The 16,678-nt window shown below is 63.1% G+C and carries 18 protein-coding genes, 1 pseudogene and 1 riboswitch; of the genes and pseudogenes, 9 read left to right on the forward strand and 10 right to left on the reverse strand.

All coding sequences use genetic code 11. The features are described from left to right. Positions 1 to 52: 52 nt before the first annotated feature. From LB513_RS21425 to metX, 3 genes are all read right to left on the reverse strand, one after another. The gene (locus tag LB513_RS21425) at positions 53 to 988 is read right to left on the reverse strand and encodes a glycosyltransferase family 2 protein (protein ID WP_224665519.1); all 936 of its coding nucleotides are present in this window, start codon (positions 986 to 988) and stop codon (positions 53 to 55) included. A gap of 291 nt (positions 989 to 1,279) precedes the next feature. Further along, the gene (gene metW, locus LB513_RS21430; protein ID WP_224665520.1) at positions 1,280 to 1,894 is read right to left on the reverse strand and encodes a methionine biosynthesis protein MetW; all 615 of its coding nucleotides are present in this window, start codon (positions 1,892 to 1,894) and stop codon (positions 1,280 to 1,282) included. A 58-nt stretch (positions 1,895 to 1,952) separates the two neighbouring features. After that, positions 1,953 to 3,122 (reverse strand): homoserine O-acetyltransferase MetX, encoded by a 1,170-nt coding sequence (gene metX, locus LB513_RS21435; protein ID WP_224665600.1) that lies wholly within the window; start codon positions 3,120 to 3,122, stop codon positions 1,953 to 1,955. Between the two features lie 122 nt (positions 3,123 to 3,244). Then, positions 3,245 to 3,322: riboswitch (SAM riboswitch) on the reverse strand. Positions 3,323 to 3,457: 135 nt separating this feature from the next. On the opposite strand from metX, the gene hisC reads away from it, so the two are divergent. Beyond that, complete coding sequence (gene hisC, locus LB513_RS21440; RefSeq protein WP_224665521.1) at positions 3,458 to 4,567, forward strand: histidinol-phosphate transaminase; 1,110 nt, start codon at positions 3,458 to 3,460, stop codon at positions 4,565 to 4,567. 5 nt (positions 4,568 to 4,572) lie between these two features. Beyond that, positions 4,573 to 5,508, forward strand: a complete 936-nt coding sequence (locus LB513_RS21445; protein WP_224665522.1) for a prephenate/arogenate dehydrogenase family protein — start codon at positions 4,573 to 4,575, stop codon at positions 5,506 to 5,508. Here LB513_RS21445 and LB513_RS21450 read toward each other — a convergent pair. Next, a complete protein-coding gene (locus LB513_RS21450) occupies positions 5,505 to 6,434 on the reverse strand; it encodes a sugar kinase (protein ID WP_224665523.1) in 930 nt (309 codons plus the stop codon). The genes LB513_RS21445 and LB513_RS21450 overlap by 4 nt on opposite strands. 6 nt (positions 6,435 to 6,440) lie before the next feature. Further along, positions 6,441 to 7,439 (reverse strand): DUF2125 domain-containing protein, encoded by a 999-nt coding sequence (locus LB513_RS21455; RefSeq protein ID WP_224665524.1) that lies wholly within the window; start codon positions 7,437 to 7,439, stop codon positions 6,441 to 6,443. Between the two features lie 150 nt (positions 7,440 to 7,589). Here LB513_RS21455 and LB513_RS21460 point away from each other — a divergent pair, with 150 nt between their 5' ends. Both LB513_RS21460 and LB513_RS21465 read left to right on the forward strand, forming a co-directional pair. Continuing rightward, positions 7,590 to 8,111: a gamma-glutamylcyclotransferase gene (locus LB513_RS21460; protein ID WP_224665525.1), complete on the forward strand. Its 522-nt coding sequence runs from the start codon at positions 7,590 to 7,592 to the stop codon at positions 8,109 to 8,111. 120 nt (positions 8,112 to 8,231) lie between these two features. Beyond that, positions 8,232 to 9,179 (forward strand): aldo/keto reductase, encoded by a 948-nt coding sequence (locus LB513_RS21465; RefSeq protein WP_224665526.1) that lies wholly within the window; start codon positions 8,232 to 8,234, stop codon positions 9,177 to 9,179. A gap of 4 nt (positions 9,180 to 9,183) precedes the next feature. Here LB513_RS21465 and LB513_RS21470 read toward each other — a convergent pair whose 3' ends face one another. Both LB513_RS21470 and LB513_RS21475 read right to left on the reverse strand, forming a co-directional pair. After that, positions 9,184 to 9,966 (reverse strand): lysophospholipid acyltransferase family protein, encoded by a 783-nt coding sequence (locus LB513_RS21470; protein ID WP_224665527.1) that lies wholly within the window; start codon positions 9,964 to 9,966, stop codon positions 9,184 to 9,186. Between the two features lie 77 nt (positions 9,967 to 10,043). Then, positions 10,044 to 10,949, reverse strand: a complete 906-nt coding sequence (locus LB513_RS21475) for a LysR family transcriptional regulator (RefSeq protein WP_224665528.1) — start codon at positions 10,947 to 10,949, stop codon at positions 10,044 to 10,046. A 120-nt stretch (positions 10,950 to 11,069) separates the two neighbouring features. Here LB513_RS21475 and LB513_RS21480 point away from each other — a divergent pair. Both LB513_RS21480 and LB513_RS21485 read left to right on the forward strand, forming a co-directional pair. Continuing rightward, positions 11,070 to 11,536: pseudogene (locus LB513_RS21480) on the forward strand (DUF1348 family protein). A gap of 22 nt (positions 11,537 to 11,558) precedes the next feature. Continuing rightward, complete coding sequence (locus LB513_RS21485) at positions 11,559 to 12,203, forward strand: pyridoxamine 5'-phosphate oxidase family protein (protein WP_224665529.1); 645 nt, start codon at positions 11,559 to 11,561, stop codon at positions 12,201 to 12,203. A gap of 6 nt (positions 12,204 to 12,209) precedes the next feature. Here the strand turns inward: LB513_RS21485 and LB513_RS21490 are convergent, their stop codons facing one another. The 3 genes from LB513_RS21490 to ftsE all read right to left on the reverse strand — a co-directional run bounded on the left by LB513_RS21490 (position 12,210) and on the right by ftsE (position 14,703). Continuing rightward, positions 12,210 to 12,929, reverse strand: a complete 720-nt coding sequence (locus LB513_RS21490; RefSeq protein WP_224665530.1) for a YdcF family protein — start codon at positions 12,927 to 12,929, stop codon at positions 12,210 to 12,212. A 132-nt stretch (positions 12,930 to 13,061) separates the two neighbouring features. Further along, a complete protein-coding gene (locus tag LB513_RS21495) occupies positions 13,062 to 14,051 on the reverse strand; it encodes a cell division protein FtsX (protein ID WP_224665531.1) in 990 nt (329 codons plus the stop codon). Continuing rightward, positions 14,044 to 14,703: a cell division ATP-binding protein FtsE gene (gene ftsE / locus LB513_RS21500; RefSeq protein ID WP_224665532.1), complete on the reverse strand. Its 660-nt coding sequence runs from the start codon at positions 14,701 to 14,703 to the stop codon at positions 14,044 to 14,046. The genes LB513_RS21495 and ftsE overlap by 8 nt, the downstream gene beginning before the upstream one ends. 324 nt (positions 14,704 to 15,027) lie before the next feature. On the opposite strand from ftsE, the gene LB513_RS21505 reads away from it, so the two are divergent. From LB513_RS21505 to LB513_RS21515, 3 genes are all read left to right on the forward strand, one after another. Then, positions 15,028 to 15,666 (forward strand): hypothetical protein, encoded by a 639-nt coding sequence (locus tag LB513_RS21505; protein WP_224665533.1) that lies wholly within the window; start codon positions 15,028 to 15,030, stop codon positions 15,664 to 15,666. A gap of 21 nt (positions 15,667 to 15,687) precedes the next feature. After that, complete coding sequence (gene hpt / locus LB513_RS21510; RefSeq protein ID WP_224665534.1) at positions 15,688 to 16,230, forward strand: hypoxanthine phosphoribosyltransferase; 543 nt, start codon at positions 15,688 to 15,690, stop codon at positions 16,228 to 16,230. Between the two features lie 74 nt (positions 16,231 to 16,304). Continuing rightward, positions 16,305 to 16,676, forward strand: coding sequence for a response regulator (locus LB513_RS21515; RefSeq protein WP_224665535.1), 372 nt, complete (start codon positions 16,305 to 16,307; stop codon positions 16,674 to 16,676). The last annotated feature ends 2 nt before the right edge of the window (positions 16,677 to 16,678 follow it).

Raw genomic sequence — 16,678 nt, forward strand, 5'->3', positions numbered from 1 at the left:
GGACGGAAACCGTCCGGCGCCGCCACGACAACCCGGCCGCTATCTGCGAAAGCTACGCCGGACGCGCGCCATATTTTTCGCGAAACTCCTGGTAGAGGTCACGGCGCCAGCGCCGGCCGCAGACATAACCATACGCCAGTTCCGCCAGTGAATAGCCGAGGGCCTCGGACGAGCGATTGGCCTTATAGCCGGCAAAAGCTTGGGGGAAGCGGCCTCTAAGGATGTCAGCGATGATCTGCCGCGAAATCATGTAAGGCGGAATATGAGGATAGGAGCGGGCGATATGCGGGTGTTTGCCCATCAGATCCGCATAGGCTTCGACATAGCCGTCACGGCGTCCGGAAATCGAGTTTGCCGAATTGTGTTTCGTCCAGTCGATGTTTTCCGACAGGCGCGCGCCGAAACGCCTGGAGAGGCGCAGCAACAGTTCACGGTCCTGCATACGAGTGATGTCGCTGTCGTAGCCGCCGATGGCGAGCAGGGCGTCACGGCGCGCCGTGATTGCCGAGCCCGCGATGAAAATCGTCTGGGCGACCAGAGCCCGTTCCAGCATGGTGGTGTTGAGGACCGCCTCGCGGTTGACGCATTTGGTGACGCGCTCCGCCTTTAGTGAGACATAGGAGCTGATCAGCACCTGGAGCGTTGGTTCGTCTTCGAACCGGGCCAGGGTGCGTTCAAGTCGGTGCGGCATGTAGACGTCGTCGGAATCGAGGAAAGTCACCACAGGCGCTCGTGCCACCTCGATGCCTGCGTTCCTGGCGGCGTTGGCGCCGCGCCATTTCGCGCCGACATAGATCAGCCGTGGATCGCGAATGCGGGCAAGGGCTTGGGCAGTCCCGTCCGTCGAGCCATCGTCGACAACAATGTGCTCGATCTTCTGGAGGCTCTGCGATAGCACGCTGTCCACAGCGCGCAGCACCGCTTCCCGCCGGTTGTGGGTCGGTGTGATCACTGAGATGAACGGCGAGATATCGGCTTTCCCGGTCATGCGCTGCAGCTCTATTCTGGCGGGCAAATGCCCGTCGGATCTGTAGAAAATTACGCGGGAACCCGAGTCGAGCACTCCTACCGATCTGACGCCCCCGCGATCAGCGGCGATTCTACAAAAAAGAGGCTGCCATGTCATCTCGTCGCGCCCGTTTCAAACCGCGCGGCGGGATGAATTCACGGCCTAGCGACCCAACGGCAACACCCCACTGCGGTCAAGTGCGTCGCTGCCCAAAGCCGGCTAAAGCAGTTAACTGGTTAGAGGAAAAGGGCAACAGCTTCAGTCCTTGTTCTAACGCCTGAGTAGGAAGACCGCCTGCTGGCCGAAGAAGTTCCAGAACCACCACGGCATCGACAGGCCGATCTTCTGGCCAGCGGCGTCGAGCGCGGTTGCCTTCTCGACCGTCGCGCCGAGCTCGTCGCACAGATTGACGAAGTCGCGGATGGCGCAGAAGTGAATATTCGGCGTGTCATACCAGGAATAGGGCAAGTCCTTGGTGACCGGCATGCGACCGTTGAAAAACAGCGACGCGCGGACCCGCCAATGACCGAAATTGGGGAAGGAAACGATCGCGCGGTCGCCGATCCTGAGCAATTCGTCGAGAACGAGCTTGGGGTTGCGGGTGGCCTGCAGCGTCTGCGACAGGACAACGAAGTCGAAGCCCTTGTCGGGATAGAATTCGAGATCCGTGTCGGCATCGCCCTGGATGACAGAGAGCCCGCGCGCCACGCATTCGTTGACGCCACGCTGCGACAGTTCGAGCCCTCGGCCATCGACCTGCTTGGTGTCTCGCAAAAGTTCAAGCAGCGAGCCGTCGCCGGAACCGACATCGAGCACGCGGGAGCGCGGCGGGATGAGGTTGGCGACGACCTCTAGATCGACGCGCTGGTCACGGTTTACACTCATAATGCCGTCTCCTGTCCCGCTCCTGGCCGAGAGCGGATAACGGCTGGACTTTCCGGGGTCATGCGCTGAGCCCTCTCGCCCGGGCAGCGGAGCCGATGAAGCCATTGATGGCGGCAAACAGTTCCGGCTCGTCGAGCAGAAAGGCGTCATGGCCACGATCGGTCTCGATCTCGACAAAGGAGACCGATGCACCGGCAGCGTTCAGAGCGTGCACGATCGTGCGGCTCTCCTCGGTGGGAAACAGCCAGTCCGAGGTGAAGGACACCAAGCAGAAGCGCGTTTTCGTGCCGGCGAAAGCGTCGGCCAATCGACCACCATGATCGGCTGCGAGGTCGAAATAGTCCATCGACCGCGTCATGTAGAGATAGGAATTGGCGTCGAAACGGTCGACGAAGGTCATGCCCTGGTGGCGCAGATAGCTTTCGATCTGGAAGTCGGCATCGAAGCCGAAGGTCAGTGCCTCGCGGTCCTGCAAATTGCGGCCGAACTTCCGGTGCAGGGCGGCTTCCGACAGGTAGGTGATGTGGGCGGCCATGCGGGCCACCGCGAGCCCTTTTTCCGGGCGTTTGCCATAGTCGAAATACTTGCCGCCATGCCAGTCGGGATCGGCCATCACGGCTTGCCGGCCGACCTCATGGAAGGCGATGTTCTGCGAGGAATGGCGAGCGCCGGTGGCGATCGGCAGCGCCGCAAAGACACGCTCCGGATAGCTCGACGCCCATTCCAGCACCTGCATGCCGCCCATCGAGCCGCCGAGCACGCAGAACAGCTTTTCGATGCCGAAATGATCGACCAGCATCTGCTGAGCGCGAACCATGTCGGGGATAGTGATGATCGGCAGGTCGAGCCCATAAGGCCTGCCGGTGGCAGGATTTGTCGAGGCCGGGCCGGTGGAGCCCAGGCAACCACCGATGACATTAGAGCAGATGACGAAGAACCGGTTGGTGTCGATGATCTTGCCGGGACCGATCAGCACTTCCCACCAGCCCGGCTTGCCGGTCACCGGATTGGTGTTGGCGACGTGCTGGTCGCCCGTCAGCGCATGGCAGACGAGGATGGCGTTGGAGCGGGCGTCATTGAGCGTGCCATAAGTCTGGTAGGCGATCTGGAATGGCGATAGCAGCGTTCCCGCGTCAAGCTTCAGCGGCTGATCGACCCCGAAACGCAACACCGGGCTCGACGGGTTGTCGGCCTCGTTGTTGGTCTTTCCAGCACGCAAAGCGGCCATGGCATCGATCTCACTTTTTTGCATCCCCGCACGGTGCTCCGAAATCAATGCTGACTTCTCGCCTCTGCGGTGTCCGGCCGGCGCGGACAACAAAAAACCGGCATTGCCGTCGCAAAGCCGGTTACAGGATGCAAACGGCCCTTTAGCAAGTTGTTTAACGTGGCTGCAAGCCGACCGGCCAAATCACCACGGAAGTCTGTCCCCCTTCTAGGGCTGTGGCGGCTTGCCGTCAACGGCTTGCCGCATCGCGGCCCGCCGGCTCTCGACATTAGGAGCCTTGGCTTGTATTTCCGCAGCGGCTTCCCGGCGGAAGCGTTCTCGGTGGATTTTTCGACATGAGCCAGACATCGGACAAGCAACGTCCAACCCCGCGCGCGGGCATCATGGATATCGAGGCCTATGTGCCGGGCAAGAGCGCGGCGCCAGCCGGCGTTGCCAAGGTCCACAAGCTGTCGTCGAACGAAAATCCGCTCGGTCCGTCGCCGAAGGCGATCGAGGCCGCCCGTGAGGTTGCCGCCAAACTCGACATCTATCCCGACGGTACCGCGAGGCGGCTGCGCGAGGCGATTGCCGAAGTGCATGGGTTAAACGCCGCCAACATCATCTGCTCCAACGGCTCCGACGAGATCCTCGGGCTGCTGGCGCAGACCTATCTCTCTCCGGGGGACGAGGCGGTCATCACCGAACACGCCTTCATGGTCTATAAGATCTATATCCAGTCGGCCGGCGCCACGCCGGTCACGGTCAAGGAAACCGACGAGCACGCCGACATCGATGCGATGCTCGCCGCTGTCACGTCGCGCACCAAGATCGTTTTCCTCGCCAATCCGAACAATCCGACCGGTACCTACATACCGTTCCAGGAGGTGCGGCGCCTGCATGCCGGGCTGCCCAGGCATGTGCTCCTGGTGCTCGACGCGGCTTATGCCGAGTATGTTCGCCGCAATGACTACGAGGCCGGTATCGAGCTGGTCGGCAGCGCCGAGAATGTCGTCATGACCCGCACCTTCTCGAAGATCGGCCTCGGCGGGGCGCGGATCGGCTGGATGTACGCGCCGACCCACATCGTCGACGCCATCAACCGGATACGCGGCCCTTTCAACGTCAACACGACGGCGATCGAGGCAGGAATCGCGGCGATCCGTGACCGCGACCATGTCGAGCGCAGCGTCAGTCACAACCAGACCTGGCTGACATGGCTGAGCGAAGAACTGACAAAGCTCGGCCTGCGGGTGACGCCCAGCGTCGGCAATTTCATCCTCATTCATTTTCCCGACGACGAGAAATACTCGGCGGCGAAAGCCGATGATTACCTCAGCGCGCGCGGCTTTATCCTGCGGCGTGTTTCCGGCTATGGCTTTCCCAACGCGTTGCGCATGACCGTCGGCACGGAGGAAGCCAATCGCGGCGTGGTCGCCGCTCTCACCACGTTCCTGAAAAGCTAGGCATCATGACATCACCGATGTTTGAGAAGATCGCGCTGGTCGGCATCGGCTTGATCGGCTCCTCGCTTGCCCGCGTCATCCGCCGCGAAGGGCTGGCCCGCCACGTCGCTATCTCCACCCGCAGCGCGCCGACGCTCGCCCGAGCCGAGGCGCTTGGACTGGGGGATTCCTACACAACCGACGCGAAGGAGGCGGTCCGCGACGCCGACCTTGTCATCGTTTCTGTGCCGGTCGGCTCGTCCGGCGCGGTCGCCGAGGAAATCGCGCCCGCGTTGAAGCAGGGAGCGATCCTGACCGACGTCGGGTCGACCAAGGCATCCGTCATCACGCAAATGCAGCCGCACGTGCCTGCCGGCGTCCATTTCATTCCCGGCCATCCTCTGGCGGGCACCGAGAAATCCGGCCCGGACGCGGGGTTTGCCGACCTCTTCGACAATCGCTGGTGCATCTTCACGCCGCTGCCCGATACCGACCCGCAAGCGTTGGAGCGCCTTTCGGAATTCTGGCGCCGCTGCGGCGCCAATATCGACACAATGGACCCCCAGCACCACGACATGACGCTGGCCATCGTCTCGCACCTGCCGCACATCATCGCCTACAACATCGTCGGCACGGCCGATGACCTTCAATCGGTAACCAAGTCCGAAGTGATCAAATACTCCGCGTCTGGCTTCAGGGATTTTACCCGTCTCGCCGCCTCGGACCCGACCATGTGGCGGGATGTCTGCCTGCACAACAAGGACGCCATCCTCGAAATGCTGGCGCGGTTCTCGGAGGATCTGGCGTCATTGCAGCGGGCCATCCGCTGGGGGGACGGCGAAAAACTCTTCGACCTGTTCACCCGGACCCGGGCCGTGCGCCGTTCGATCATCGAGGCCGGCCAGGACATCGACGTTCCCGACTTCGGCCGCCAGGCCGTCGAGCACCCGGCCAAGAGTTAAGGCAGAGCGGGCCACGTCGTTTCGATCATCGCCAGCGTCTCGGCGCGATCCGGTGCGCCCAGCCTGCCGCCGAAGCGCAGGCATTTGAGCGCGGCCGCCGCGCTGGCGAAGCGCAGGGCCTGCTCGACCGGCATGGCCTCGGCCAGCCCGACGGCGAAGGCGCCGTGAAAGACATCGCCGGCGGCGAGCGTGTCCACTGCCTTGATGCTCGGCGCTGCGACATGGCGCACACGATTGGCGGTACGATCATGCCACCAGCTTCCCGCCGCGCCCCCGGTCACCGCGACAAAGGCATCGGTGCGGCTGGCAAGATCGGCGCAGGCCTGCTCCGGGTCGAGTGCCTGGCCGAGGAAGATGCGTGCCGCCGTCTCCGAGGCGACGATATGGGTGGCGAGCGGCAATAGCCGTTCCAGGACTTCCAACGGCGCGGTATCGGCATCAAGGATCGCCGGTCGGCCGGCGGCACGGGCCGCCTCTAGGGCAAGCGCCGCCGCGCCCGGCCAGCGGACATCGACAAGCACGGCATCGAATGCGGAGAGATCGGCTGCCGGCAAAGCTTCCGGGTCGGCCTGGGCGAGCCGGTCGTAGAAGGGTACGATGACGCGCTCACCATGGGCATCGACGAGGATCGACGCCAGTGCCGAACGGGCACCCCGGATACGGCGCACGAAAGCACAATCGACGCCTTCGGCCGCGATCTCGGCAACCAGTTGGTCGCCGACGGGATCATCGCCGGCGCTCGCCCATAGTGAGACGTCGGCGCCAAGGCGGCGTGCCGCGCAGGCCGCGCTGGTCGCCATGCCGGATGCGATCTGGATGCCATCGGAAGCGATGAACTTCCCCTGATGGGCGGGAAGGGATTCGATACGAAGGATCATGTCGAGAGTTAGCGCGCCAACACTCAGCAATTTCACCGGTCTGGCCATGAGGTGTCAGTCCAACGGCTTGATCTTGCCCAACGGGATGAAGCCGAGTGACGCCCTGCCCTTGGACACTTTCAGCGGCATGGATGGTTCGTTGCCAAGCAAGGACAAGGCCGCGAAGCCCTGCTCGATCTCGCTTTTGTTTTCAGGTATGGCGGCGCCCAGGATTGAAGCGACGGCCTTCGGATCCTTGATCCTTATCATCAGATCGGCATCGACAAAGCCTTCGGCATCGACCGACAAAGGACCGGAAACGGTGACGCTCGCCGTCCCGGAAGAAAGGTCGAGGTTGCGGATATTGAGAGCCTGCCCGCGCAGGCTTTCAATATGCGTGCCAATGAGCGCGACGCCGTTCTTCAAGCTGGCGTCGCCGGTGGCATCGAAAGCCGGCAGCACGCGGCCGCCGATCGCGTCGGGATCGATCTCCAGATCGATAAAGCTGCCGAGATAGTCGAGATCCTGGCCGTTCGGCTGCAATTCCCCGGCGGCCTTTCCGGCGCTGAACAATTGCACCGGATCGGTATCGTCGGCCGGGTCGGTCTGGCCTGAAAGGCCCTCGGCCCGTAGCGTGACCCGACGCGGTAACGGCCAGGACAGATTGATGTTGGCGCGCAGATCATCCCAGTCGATCCACAGTGGCACCATGCCCGGAATCGAGGCCCTGAGCGGACCACGCAAATTGGCGACCGGAGACCAGGGCTGGATGATCGGCGCCACCGCCTTGAAACTGCCGGCCGAGGCCGCAATGTTTTTGGCGTCGTCCTCATAGGCAAGGTTGTCGCAGGACACGGCGAAGGAGAAGGGATAGCCACCGACCTCAAGATTGGCGCAGTCGGCCTCGACGCCATCCGCATTGAGCGCGGCGACAGCGTTATGGGTCTGGCTTTTGACCCGGTCGGCCAGATAGAACCAGCCGCCGGTGTAGATTGCAAACAGCACGAGGACGAACGCGGCAAGCCAAAACAGGCGGCGATGGCGAGTTGGCTGGCGTTCGTCACTTGACGTCATGCTTTGGCTCTCGTTAACGCATCGGTACTGCGGACGCCCCCGTCGGTTCCGACGAGGGGTGCGCAGGGACGCATAGGTAGACAGGCGCGGGCTAAAAGAACACCGGCGTCCTGGCGATGTCGGCATCTTTTTGCGATCAGGCGCGGCGATATGGGCGATTTTTGGGTGTTTGGCTACGGCTCGCTGATCTGGCGGCCAGGTTTCGTGCATGTCGAAACGCGCCGCGCCCGCCTGCACGGCTATCGTCGCTCGCTTTGCGTCTATTCCTTCGTACATCGTGGCACGCGACAGCGGCCCGGGCTGGTGCTCGGCCTGGACCATGGAGGCTCATGCGTCGGGCTGGCGTTCCGCGTTCCCGGTGACCTGCGCGAAGAGGTGATCGCGTACCTGCGCGAGCGCGAACTGGTTACCAACGTCTATCTCGAACGGACAGTCAGGATCCGGCTCGACGGCGGCGCGATCGTCGAAGCGGTGGCCTACATCGTCGACCGCCACCACGAACAATATGCCGGCGCGCTTGATCCCGCCCACGCCGCTGGGGTCGTGCGTGGCGCCATCGGACAGTCCGGCAACAATGAAGACTATGTGCTCAGCACGCTCGAACATCTCGAAGCGCTGGGCATCCGGGATCATTGGCTGGAGGAGGTGGCGCGCCTGGTAGCGCCTTTGTGAACCGCCCGCCATGGCAGAAACGATGGTCTTCCCTTTGACCTCGAGGCGGCAAGGCCTAGGTTAGGCTCGGACACAGCCAGAGGGCGGCATTCGACGCCCCGATCATCACGGAGATACGCCTTGCAGAAACGCCGTCTCGGTCGCACCGACCTTTCCATCGCGCCGCTGGTTCTGGGGGGCAACGTCTTCGGCTGGACCGCCGACGAGAAAACCTCGTTCGACCTACTGGACCGCTTCGTCGGCGCCGGTCTCAATGCCATCGACACGGCCGATGTCTATTCGAGCTGGGTACCCGGTCACAAGGGCGGCGAATCCGAAACCATCATCGGCAACTGGATGAAAGATCGCGGCAACCGCGACAAGGTGATCGTCGTCACGAAGGTCGGCTCCGATATGGGGCAGGGCCACAAGGATCTGTCGGCCGCCTATATCGAGAAGGCCGTCGATGCATCACTCAAGCGGCTGCGGACGGATTATATCGATCTCTATCTGTCGCATTGGCCTGATCCCGCGACGCCATATGAGGAAACGCTCGGCGCCTACGAAAAACTGCTTGCCGAAGGCAAGATCCGCTATGCCGGCTGCTCCAACCTGGACGCAGGTCAGTTGCGTGCCGCGCTCGATGTCGCCAGCCTGCGCGGCCTGCCGCGCTACGAGGTGCTGCAGCCCGAATACAATCTCTACGACCGCTCGTCCTTCGACGGGCCGTTGCGCGATCTGTGCATGGCGGAGGATATCGGCGTCATCACCTATTTCAGCCTGGCCAAGGGCTTTCTCAGCGGCAAGTACCGCAGCGAGGCCGACCTTGGCCAAAGCCCGCGCGGCGGCGGGATCAAGGATTATCTCAACGCACGCGGCAAGCGCATCCTGGCGGCGCTGGACGCGGTATCCGCCAGGCATTCAGCCAAACCGGCGGAAGTGGCGCTTGCCTGGGTGATCGCCCGGCCGGGCGTGACCGCCCCGATCGCCAGCGCCACCAAAGCCGATCAGATGGACAGCCTGATCAAGGCCGCGTCATTGAAGCTCAGCACGGACGACATGGCCGAACTCGACAGGGCAAGCGCCTAGCCGCTCAGGCGCCCAATTCGCGCAGCCTTTTCACAGCCGTCGGCGGCAGCGCCGGCGGGTGCGGCGCGCGCGCCGCATCGATCAGGAACTCGTCGCAGGCAGCTTCGGTGTCGCCGATCAGCCGCGCCATGAATTCGTCCTTGGCAAGCCCGGGTGGAATGGGCGGCAGGAAGCGCGCCTTTATGGTGCCGGGATAGCGCAGGAACTTCCGGCGCGGCCAGTAAAGGCCGGCGACATGGGCGACCGGAACCACCGGGACGCCGAGCTGAGCGTAGATCTCAACGATGCCATATTTGTAGGCCGGATCGTCCCCGGGCGCGCGCCTCGTGCCTTCCGGGTAGATGATGAGCTGGCGCGGATTGCGCGCCATTTCCTGCTTGGTCGCGGCGACCACCGCCTTCAGGGCCTTCGAGCGGCTGCCGCGATCGACCGGAATCATGCGCATCTTCATAATGTACCAGCCGAAGAAGGGGATCCAGGTCAGTTCCCGCTTGAGGATGTAGAGCGGGTCGTTGAGGAACGGGAAGAAGGCGATCGCGTCCCAGAACGACTGATGCTTGGGGGCCAGGATGAACGAACCCTCAGGCAGATTTTCCAGTCCGGTGATTTCGCTCCTGGTTCCGGCGATCTTGTCATAGAGCCACATCGAGGTGCGCGACCAGAATTTCGGCACGAACCAGGCGCGGTGACGGGGCGACAGGAAGTAGAAAGGCGTCCAGACGAGCATCTGAACGATCAGATTGACATAGAAAGCGAAGTTGAACGCCAGCGATCGGACATAGAGCATGGATGAGGCCCGGTGAGGAGGAGTGCGTTGGTTACACCAAGCGCGGCGAAAAAGGAAACTGCCGGACCGTACCCGCCCTACCACGCCGCCTGCGCCAGACGTTCCCTGAGGCGGGGCGCGGCGAAATCGAGGAAGGCGCGCAGTTTCACGGGCAGCCGGCCATGGCCGGCATGCACCAGGTTCACCGGCCAAGGCTCCGGTTCAAAAGCCCTGAGCACGGGGCCTAGGGTCCCGGAGCGTAGCGCATCGACGATCTGGTAGGAGAGCACCCGCGTCAGGCCGACGCCGGCAATCGCGGCGTCGATCGCCGCTTCGGCGGTGTTCACCCTCAAGCGGGAGCGGATCGCGACAGCACTATCGGGCTTCTCGGCCGCAAATGTCCATGCGGCGAGAGGGCCGAGACCCTCGAAGGTGATGCAGCTGTGGGTTTCGAGATCCTGCGGGGTTCTGGGCGTGCCGTGCTTGGCCAGATAGGCCGGACTTGCGCAGACCACATGCCGGATCGAGCCGACCACCATGGCAACCATGCGCGAGTCCGGCAACCGGCCGATGCGGACGGCGAGATCGATGTGTTCCTCGGCCAGGTGGCTTATCCTGTCGCCCAGGGCCAGGCGGACGTTCACCTGCGGATAGGCAGCGAGGAACGCGGTGACGACCGGCAGCACGTGCAAGCGGCCGAGGACGATCGGCGCGGTGATGCTCAGTTCGCCGGTCGGCGCATTGTATTCGCCGCCGGCGATGCGCTCGGCCTCGCCGACCTCATCGAGAATACGCCGACAGGCAGCGAGGTAGGCGTCACCGGCTTCGGTCAGCGTTAACAGCCGGGTTGAACGGTTCAACAGGCGTGTCTTCAGGTGTCGCTCCAGATCGGAGACCTTGCGGCTGACTGTCGCCAAAGGAACACCCGAAAGGCGGGCGGCGGCGGACAGGCTGCCGGCCTCGGCCGCGGCGACAAACAGGGTCATGGCGTCGAGACGATCCATCGCTTCTACCGGAAATTGGAAGGATAGATTGCAAATATGCCATCTGCAGCTGAATGATGGAAGGCTTTATATCGTCTAGGTTGGTCGCGCCGAAGAGGCGATCGCCAGAAGGAAGGTGTCATGTCGCATAATCGCCCGCTACCGCCATTCACCGCAGAGACCGCGGCGCAGAAAGCGCGCATGGCAGAGGATGCCTGGAACTCCCGCGATCCGGCGAGGGTTGCGCTCGCCTATACCCAGGACAGCCGCTGGCGCAACCGCGCCGAGTTCCTACAAGGGCGCGATGCCATCGAGGCGTTCCTCACGCGCAAATGGAGCCGCGAGCTTGACTATCGTCTGATCAAGGAGGTGTGGGCTTCCACGACAACCGTGTCGCCGTCCGCTTCGCCTATGAATGGCACGACGACAGCGGCTCATGGTTCCGTAGCTACGGCAATGAGAACTGGGAATTCGACGCGCACGGACTGATGCGCCTGCGCATCGCCAGCATCAACGACCTGCCGATCAGCGCTGCCGACCGCAAATACCACTGGCCGCTCGGCCGCCGGCCGGACGACCACCCGACGCTGTCGCAACTCGGGCTTTAGCATCTTTCCAAGGAGGTTCTCGATGAACGCGCATGGTTTCACCAGCGACATCGCCTTCACGCCGACCGTCAAGGCGATCCAGGCGCGAAAGGGCTCGCGCCAGTCCTATGGGCGCGTGGAGGAACGGGGAGGCTGGCAAGCCGACATCACGCCGGACCTTGCCGCTTTCATCGCGATGCAGACCAGCGTGTTCCTGTCGACGGCCAATGGCGGCGGCCAGCCCTATGTCCAGCATCGCGGCGGCCCGGCCGGATTTCTCAAGGTGCTCGACGAAAAGACGATCGGCTTCACCGACTTCTCCGGCAACAAGCAGTTCATCACGCAGGGCAATCTGGCCGACAATCCGCAGGCCTTCCTGTTCCTGATCGATTATATGAATCGCCAGCGCATCAAGATCTGGGGCACGGCGCGGGTCGTTGAGAACGATCAAGACTTGATCGCGCGGCTGATGCCGCAGGACTACAAGGCGCGTCCGGAACAGGTCATCCTGTTCACGGTTTCAGCGTGGGACGCCAATTGCCCGCAACACATCCCGCAACGGTTCGAAGCGGCGGATGTGGCGGCGGCTTTGGGCGAACGAGACCGGCGCATCGAGCGCCTCGAACAGGAGATCGCCGAGCTCAAGAGCCTGCGGACTTCGGCTACCCGGGACGCATCGGCGCAATAGGGGTGGTCAGCCGCCAACCGTCGTTTCGGCGAGCGAGATGCCGTCCGGTGTCGGCTTTACCGGGACGATGCCGCGGACCAGCGCCAGCAGATATTTGTTGTACTCGGTGAACAGCACGCGCAACGCCTGCGGCTTGGTCAGCCAGCCACCATTGTCGAGATTGGAATTGACGACCGGGTAGGGTTCGAGCCGGGCGCCATGCAGCAGGCGGCCCATTTCCAGCAGGCTGCGCGGCATGTGATAATTGTTGGTGACGAGGATCACGGTGCCATAGGCATGGCTCTCGACCCATTTGGCGCTCTCTTCGGCATTGCCGATCGTGTCGAGCGCGGCCCGATCAATGTCGACGCAACAGGAGAACAATTTCTTGTCGCCCCCGATAGCCACCTGCAATTGCCGGCGGGTTGCGGATGGATGCACGCCGCTGATCAGCAAGCGCTCGCCCTTGCCGGATGCCAGCAGATCCATCGCGGCGTCGAGACGGGACTGCCCGCCGGTCAGCACGATGATCGCGTCGGCCTTGGCCGGGTCGGCTGGCGTCGTCAAATGGCTGACCTTGTTGGCGAACCAGCCAAAACCACCGGCAAACACGGCGGCGGCGAGAAGAACTGTGAGGGTGAGGGCGCGGAGGGCGAGCCTAAAACGGCCGAGGTTGGCATGATTGCGCACGCCAACAGCCACCACCGGCATCTGTCCAACCATTCCGGTCGAATCCCGCGTGCTCATCGCCTATGGTTAACCCTCAAATGCGGCCTTGGGTAGGCAAAACTCGCACTTTGCGTTACGCGAATTCTTCAATCGTGATCTGTGCTTTCTAATGATCTGCCCGGCCGGACCTGGCTCTTTAGTCGAAACGGTTCAGCCCCCATCCGGCTGACGGACATCGATGTCGCTGAGATAGGCGACGACGGTGGCGTGGGAGGTTGCGGCCGTCAGCGCGCCTATCACCAGCACCATCATGACGACACCGAGATATCCAGCCGAGCCGATGGCGAAATTGCCGAACAGCGCGGTGGCCTGGTCGGCCTGCGGGGTGGCCATGTTGCGCGAGGACCACCAGGAAAAAACGATGAAAACCAGCACGGCTGCGGCCCCGCCGGCGGCGGCACCCTTCATGCCTGTGACCAGGAAATGGCGACGAAATTCTCGAGCGATGAAGCGAGCCTCGGCGCCGACGAAATGCAGTACCTCGATGATGTGGCCGTTGCCAGCCATGGCGCCGCGCGTGGCGAAGACAACCGTCAGCACGGTCGCAGACAGCATGAGCGCCAGCACGGCGATACCGATGGTCACCGTGGTGTGGGCCATGGCGACAAGCCGGTCGACCCAGGTGCGATGATCATCGAGGGACGCACTCGGCAGCTTCGGGGTGATGGCGGCGCGCATGGCGGCGAAGTCGGGCGGGCTGTTTTCGTCGATGGTGACGATGATGAGGCGCGGCACGGGGAGCTCGTCGATGTTGAGGCCCGTGCCCAGCCACGGCTCCAGCAGACGCGCCGTCGCCTCGCGGTCGATGATCCGCGTGCTCTTCACGCCGGGAAATTCGCCGGCGATTTGCGAGGCCTGGACAAGCGCCGCCTCCATGTCCAGCCCGTCGACGGGTTTGATCTGGATCGTGGCTTCGCGGGAGATCTGGTTCTCCCAGACGGAGGCCGTGTCGCGCACCAGCGTCACGGCGCCGAAAGTCAGGCACGACAGGAAGGTCATGATGGCGATGACCAGCACCAGCGCCCGACCGGCAATGTTCTGTGCCGGCACGATCGGCGCCATACGGCGCTGTGCGCGCTGCCTTGGCTCCGCTGCCTCGGCCTCCGGATCGTCCAGATGCTCGGCGGAAAGGTCAGTCATAGATGTCCAGCCTTCCGCCGGCCAGGATCATGCGGCGTGCGTCGACCTGTTCCATCAGGCCGAGGTCGTGCGTCGCGATCACCACGGCGGTCCCGAGACGATTGAGTTCGATGAACAGCCGCAGCAGCCGGCGCGCCAGTGGCGGGTCGACATTGCCGGTCGGCTCGTCGGCCAGCAGGATCTCGGGTTGTTCGATAAGCGCCCGTGCGATCGCGGCGCGCTGCTTCTCGCCGCCCGACAGGACCGGCGGAAGCACATGCATGCGCTCCCCTAGCCCCACCCATTTCAACAGCTCGGTCACATCGGTGCGATAGCTTGCCTCATCGCGCCCGCGTACGCGCAGCGGCAAGGCGACATTCTCGTAAGTGGTCATGTGATCAAGCAAGCGGAAATCCTGGAACACCACGCCGATGCGGCGCCGCAAATGCGGCAGCTCGTCACGCGAGATGCGTGAACGGTCCTTGCCGAAAATGGTGATCAATCCGCGCGTCGGTTTTAGCGACATGAACAGCAGGCGCAGCAGCGAGGTCTTGCCGGCGCCCGACGGTCCGCTCAGGAACTGGAAGGAGCGCTCTGGAATGTGCAGGGAGATGTCGCGGAGGATTTCCGGACCCATGCCATAACGCAGACCGACATTTTCGAAGCGAATCAATTTCGGCGACCCGAATTTCCTAGACCATGATGCCGGAAAGCATGAGGCGGCTTCCGGGCGACAGCATGCCCTATCTCTCTGACTTAGAGGCGGATTCGGATTCCAGATCAATTCGAGCTGAAATCATCCGGCTCCGGCGGCGGCGACAGTGCCCGTCCCGCGAAAGACCTTCGGCGGGCATGGTTAACCGGCGGTTAATTCCTGACTGCTTTCCGTGCGTCATAGGGCTCCGATGGGGAAGCATTAACCAATTGTGTTTACGCAAAAGAAACGAAAAGCCAACGCGTGCTGCAACAGAACACATGCCGCAACATCGGGGCCACAATGGCTGAGGATCAAACCGCGCGCCCGGTTTCCGGCGAAATCATGACCGATGCCGTCGCGGTCGCTGCGGCGGGTCGGCTCACGCCCGCCGCCTCGGATGTCATCGACGCCGACTTCATGGTGATGACGCGTCTTGGCCCGTCAGCGGAGGAAACGGCCTCCCAGTCTCGGGCGATCGTCCCTCCCGCCATCGAGGGCATGGAAATGCTGCGCAAGCCGGACGCTCCGGCGGAGCGCGCGCCGCCTTCGCGCGGCGGTCCGATCTTCTGGATCGCCGGCGTGGGTGGCGCTCTGGCAGCGTTCTGGGTCTCCGGCGGCCACGCGCTGGTGCGCCAGGCGACGTTTGTCTCGGGTGCCAAAGTGTCGGCCCTGACGATCTCCGGCGTGACGTCACGCGTCGACACGTCCGGGCCAAATCCTGTGCTGGTCGTCGATGGCGAAGCGGCAAATGACGGTGCGAAACCGGCGCAATTGCCGCCACTCGAAATTCGCGTGACTGGCAAGGACGGACATTTGACCCGCTATACGTTGGGGACATCGGGCCGTTCGCTGGCATCGGGTGAAAGATTCGGCTTTGCCAGCCGGCTGGACGTGCCTAAGAACGGCGTGAGGACCGTTCTGGTTACTTTCGCCGAGTAGGCGCGCACCGGGGATACCACAATGCCAATCGTACGCGACAAGGACATCGAGGTCCTGTTTTCGGCCTCGGCGATCGCACGGCGCAATCTCGAACTCGCCAAGGAAATCGCCGGGCACGATTATCATGATCTGCTGGTGATTTCGGTGCTGAAAGGCTCGTTCATCTTCGCCGCCGATCTTATCCGCGCCATGCACGATGTCGGCCTGTCCCCAGAGGTCGAATTCATCTTCATTTCCAGCTACGGCGCCGGCACGACCAGTGGCGAGGTGAGGGTGCTGCGCGACATCGACAATGAGGTCGCCGGCCGCGACGTGCTCCTCATCGACGACATTCTCGAATCCGGCAAGACGCTGACCTTCACCCGCGACCTCATGTTGTCGCGCGGCGCCAGGAGCTGTTCCATCGCAGTGCTGCTCGACAAGCGCATGCGCCGCCAGACGGCGCTGACCGCCGACTATGTCGGCTTCGACTGTCCCGACTATTTCGTCGTCGGATACGGCATGGACGTGGCGCACGCATTTCGCGAACTGCCGTTCGTCGGCGTCGTCAGGGGCGATGTCTGACCGTCTTTCATGAAGCGTGCCGACTGCTCGCGCCTTCAGGAAAAGTCAACTTTTCATGGCCAAACATGCTGGCCATGGCAAAGCTTCTGATCGTCGAGGACGACGAGTCCGTACGCACTCTGGCAGCTCGCGCGCTCGAACGCGCCGGGCACACGATCGACGTAGCAGCAGATGGTGGGCAGGGGCTGTCGCTCATCAAGGCAATGCAGGGCGGCTACGATCTCGTCGTCTCGGACATCCGCATGCCGGAGATGGACGGCATCGAAATGGCGGTCGCGGCGGCAGCCCTTTTCCCGTCGATGAAAATCATGCTGATGACCGGCTATGCCGACCAGCGCGAGCGGGCCGAGGAGTTGGACGGCATCATCCTCGATGTCGTGCAGAAGCCCTTCACCCTGGCCGAAATCCGCTCGCGTGTCGAACGCGCACTGGTCTGCTTCGCCTGATC

This window comes from Mesorhizobium sp. ES1-1 (assembly GCF_020164785.1).
GTDB lineage: Bacteria > Pseudomonadota > Alphaproteobacteria > Rhizobiales > Rhizobiaceae > Mesorhizobium.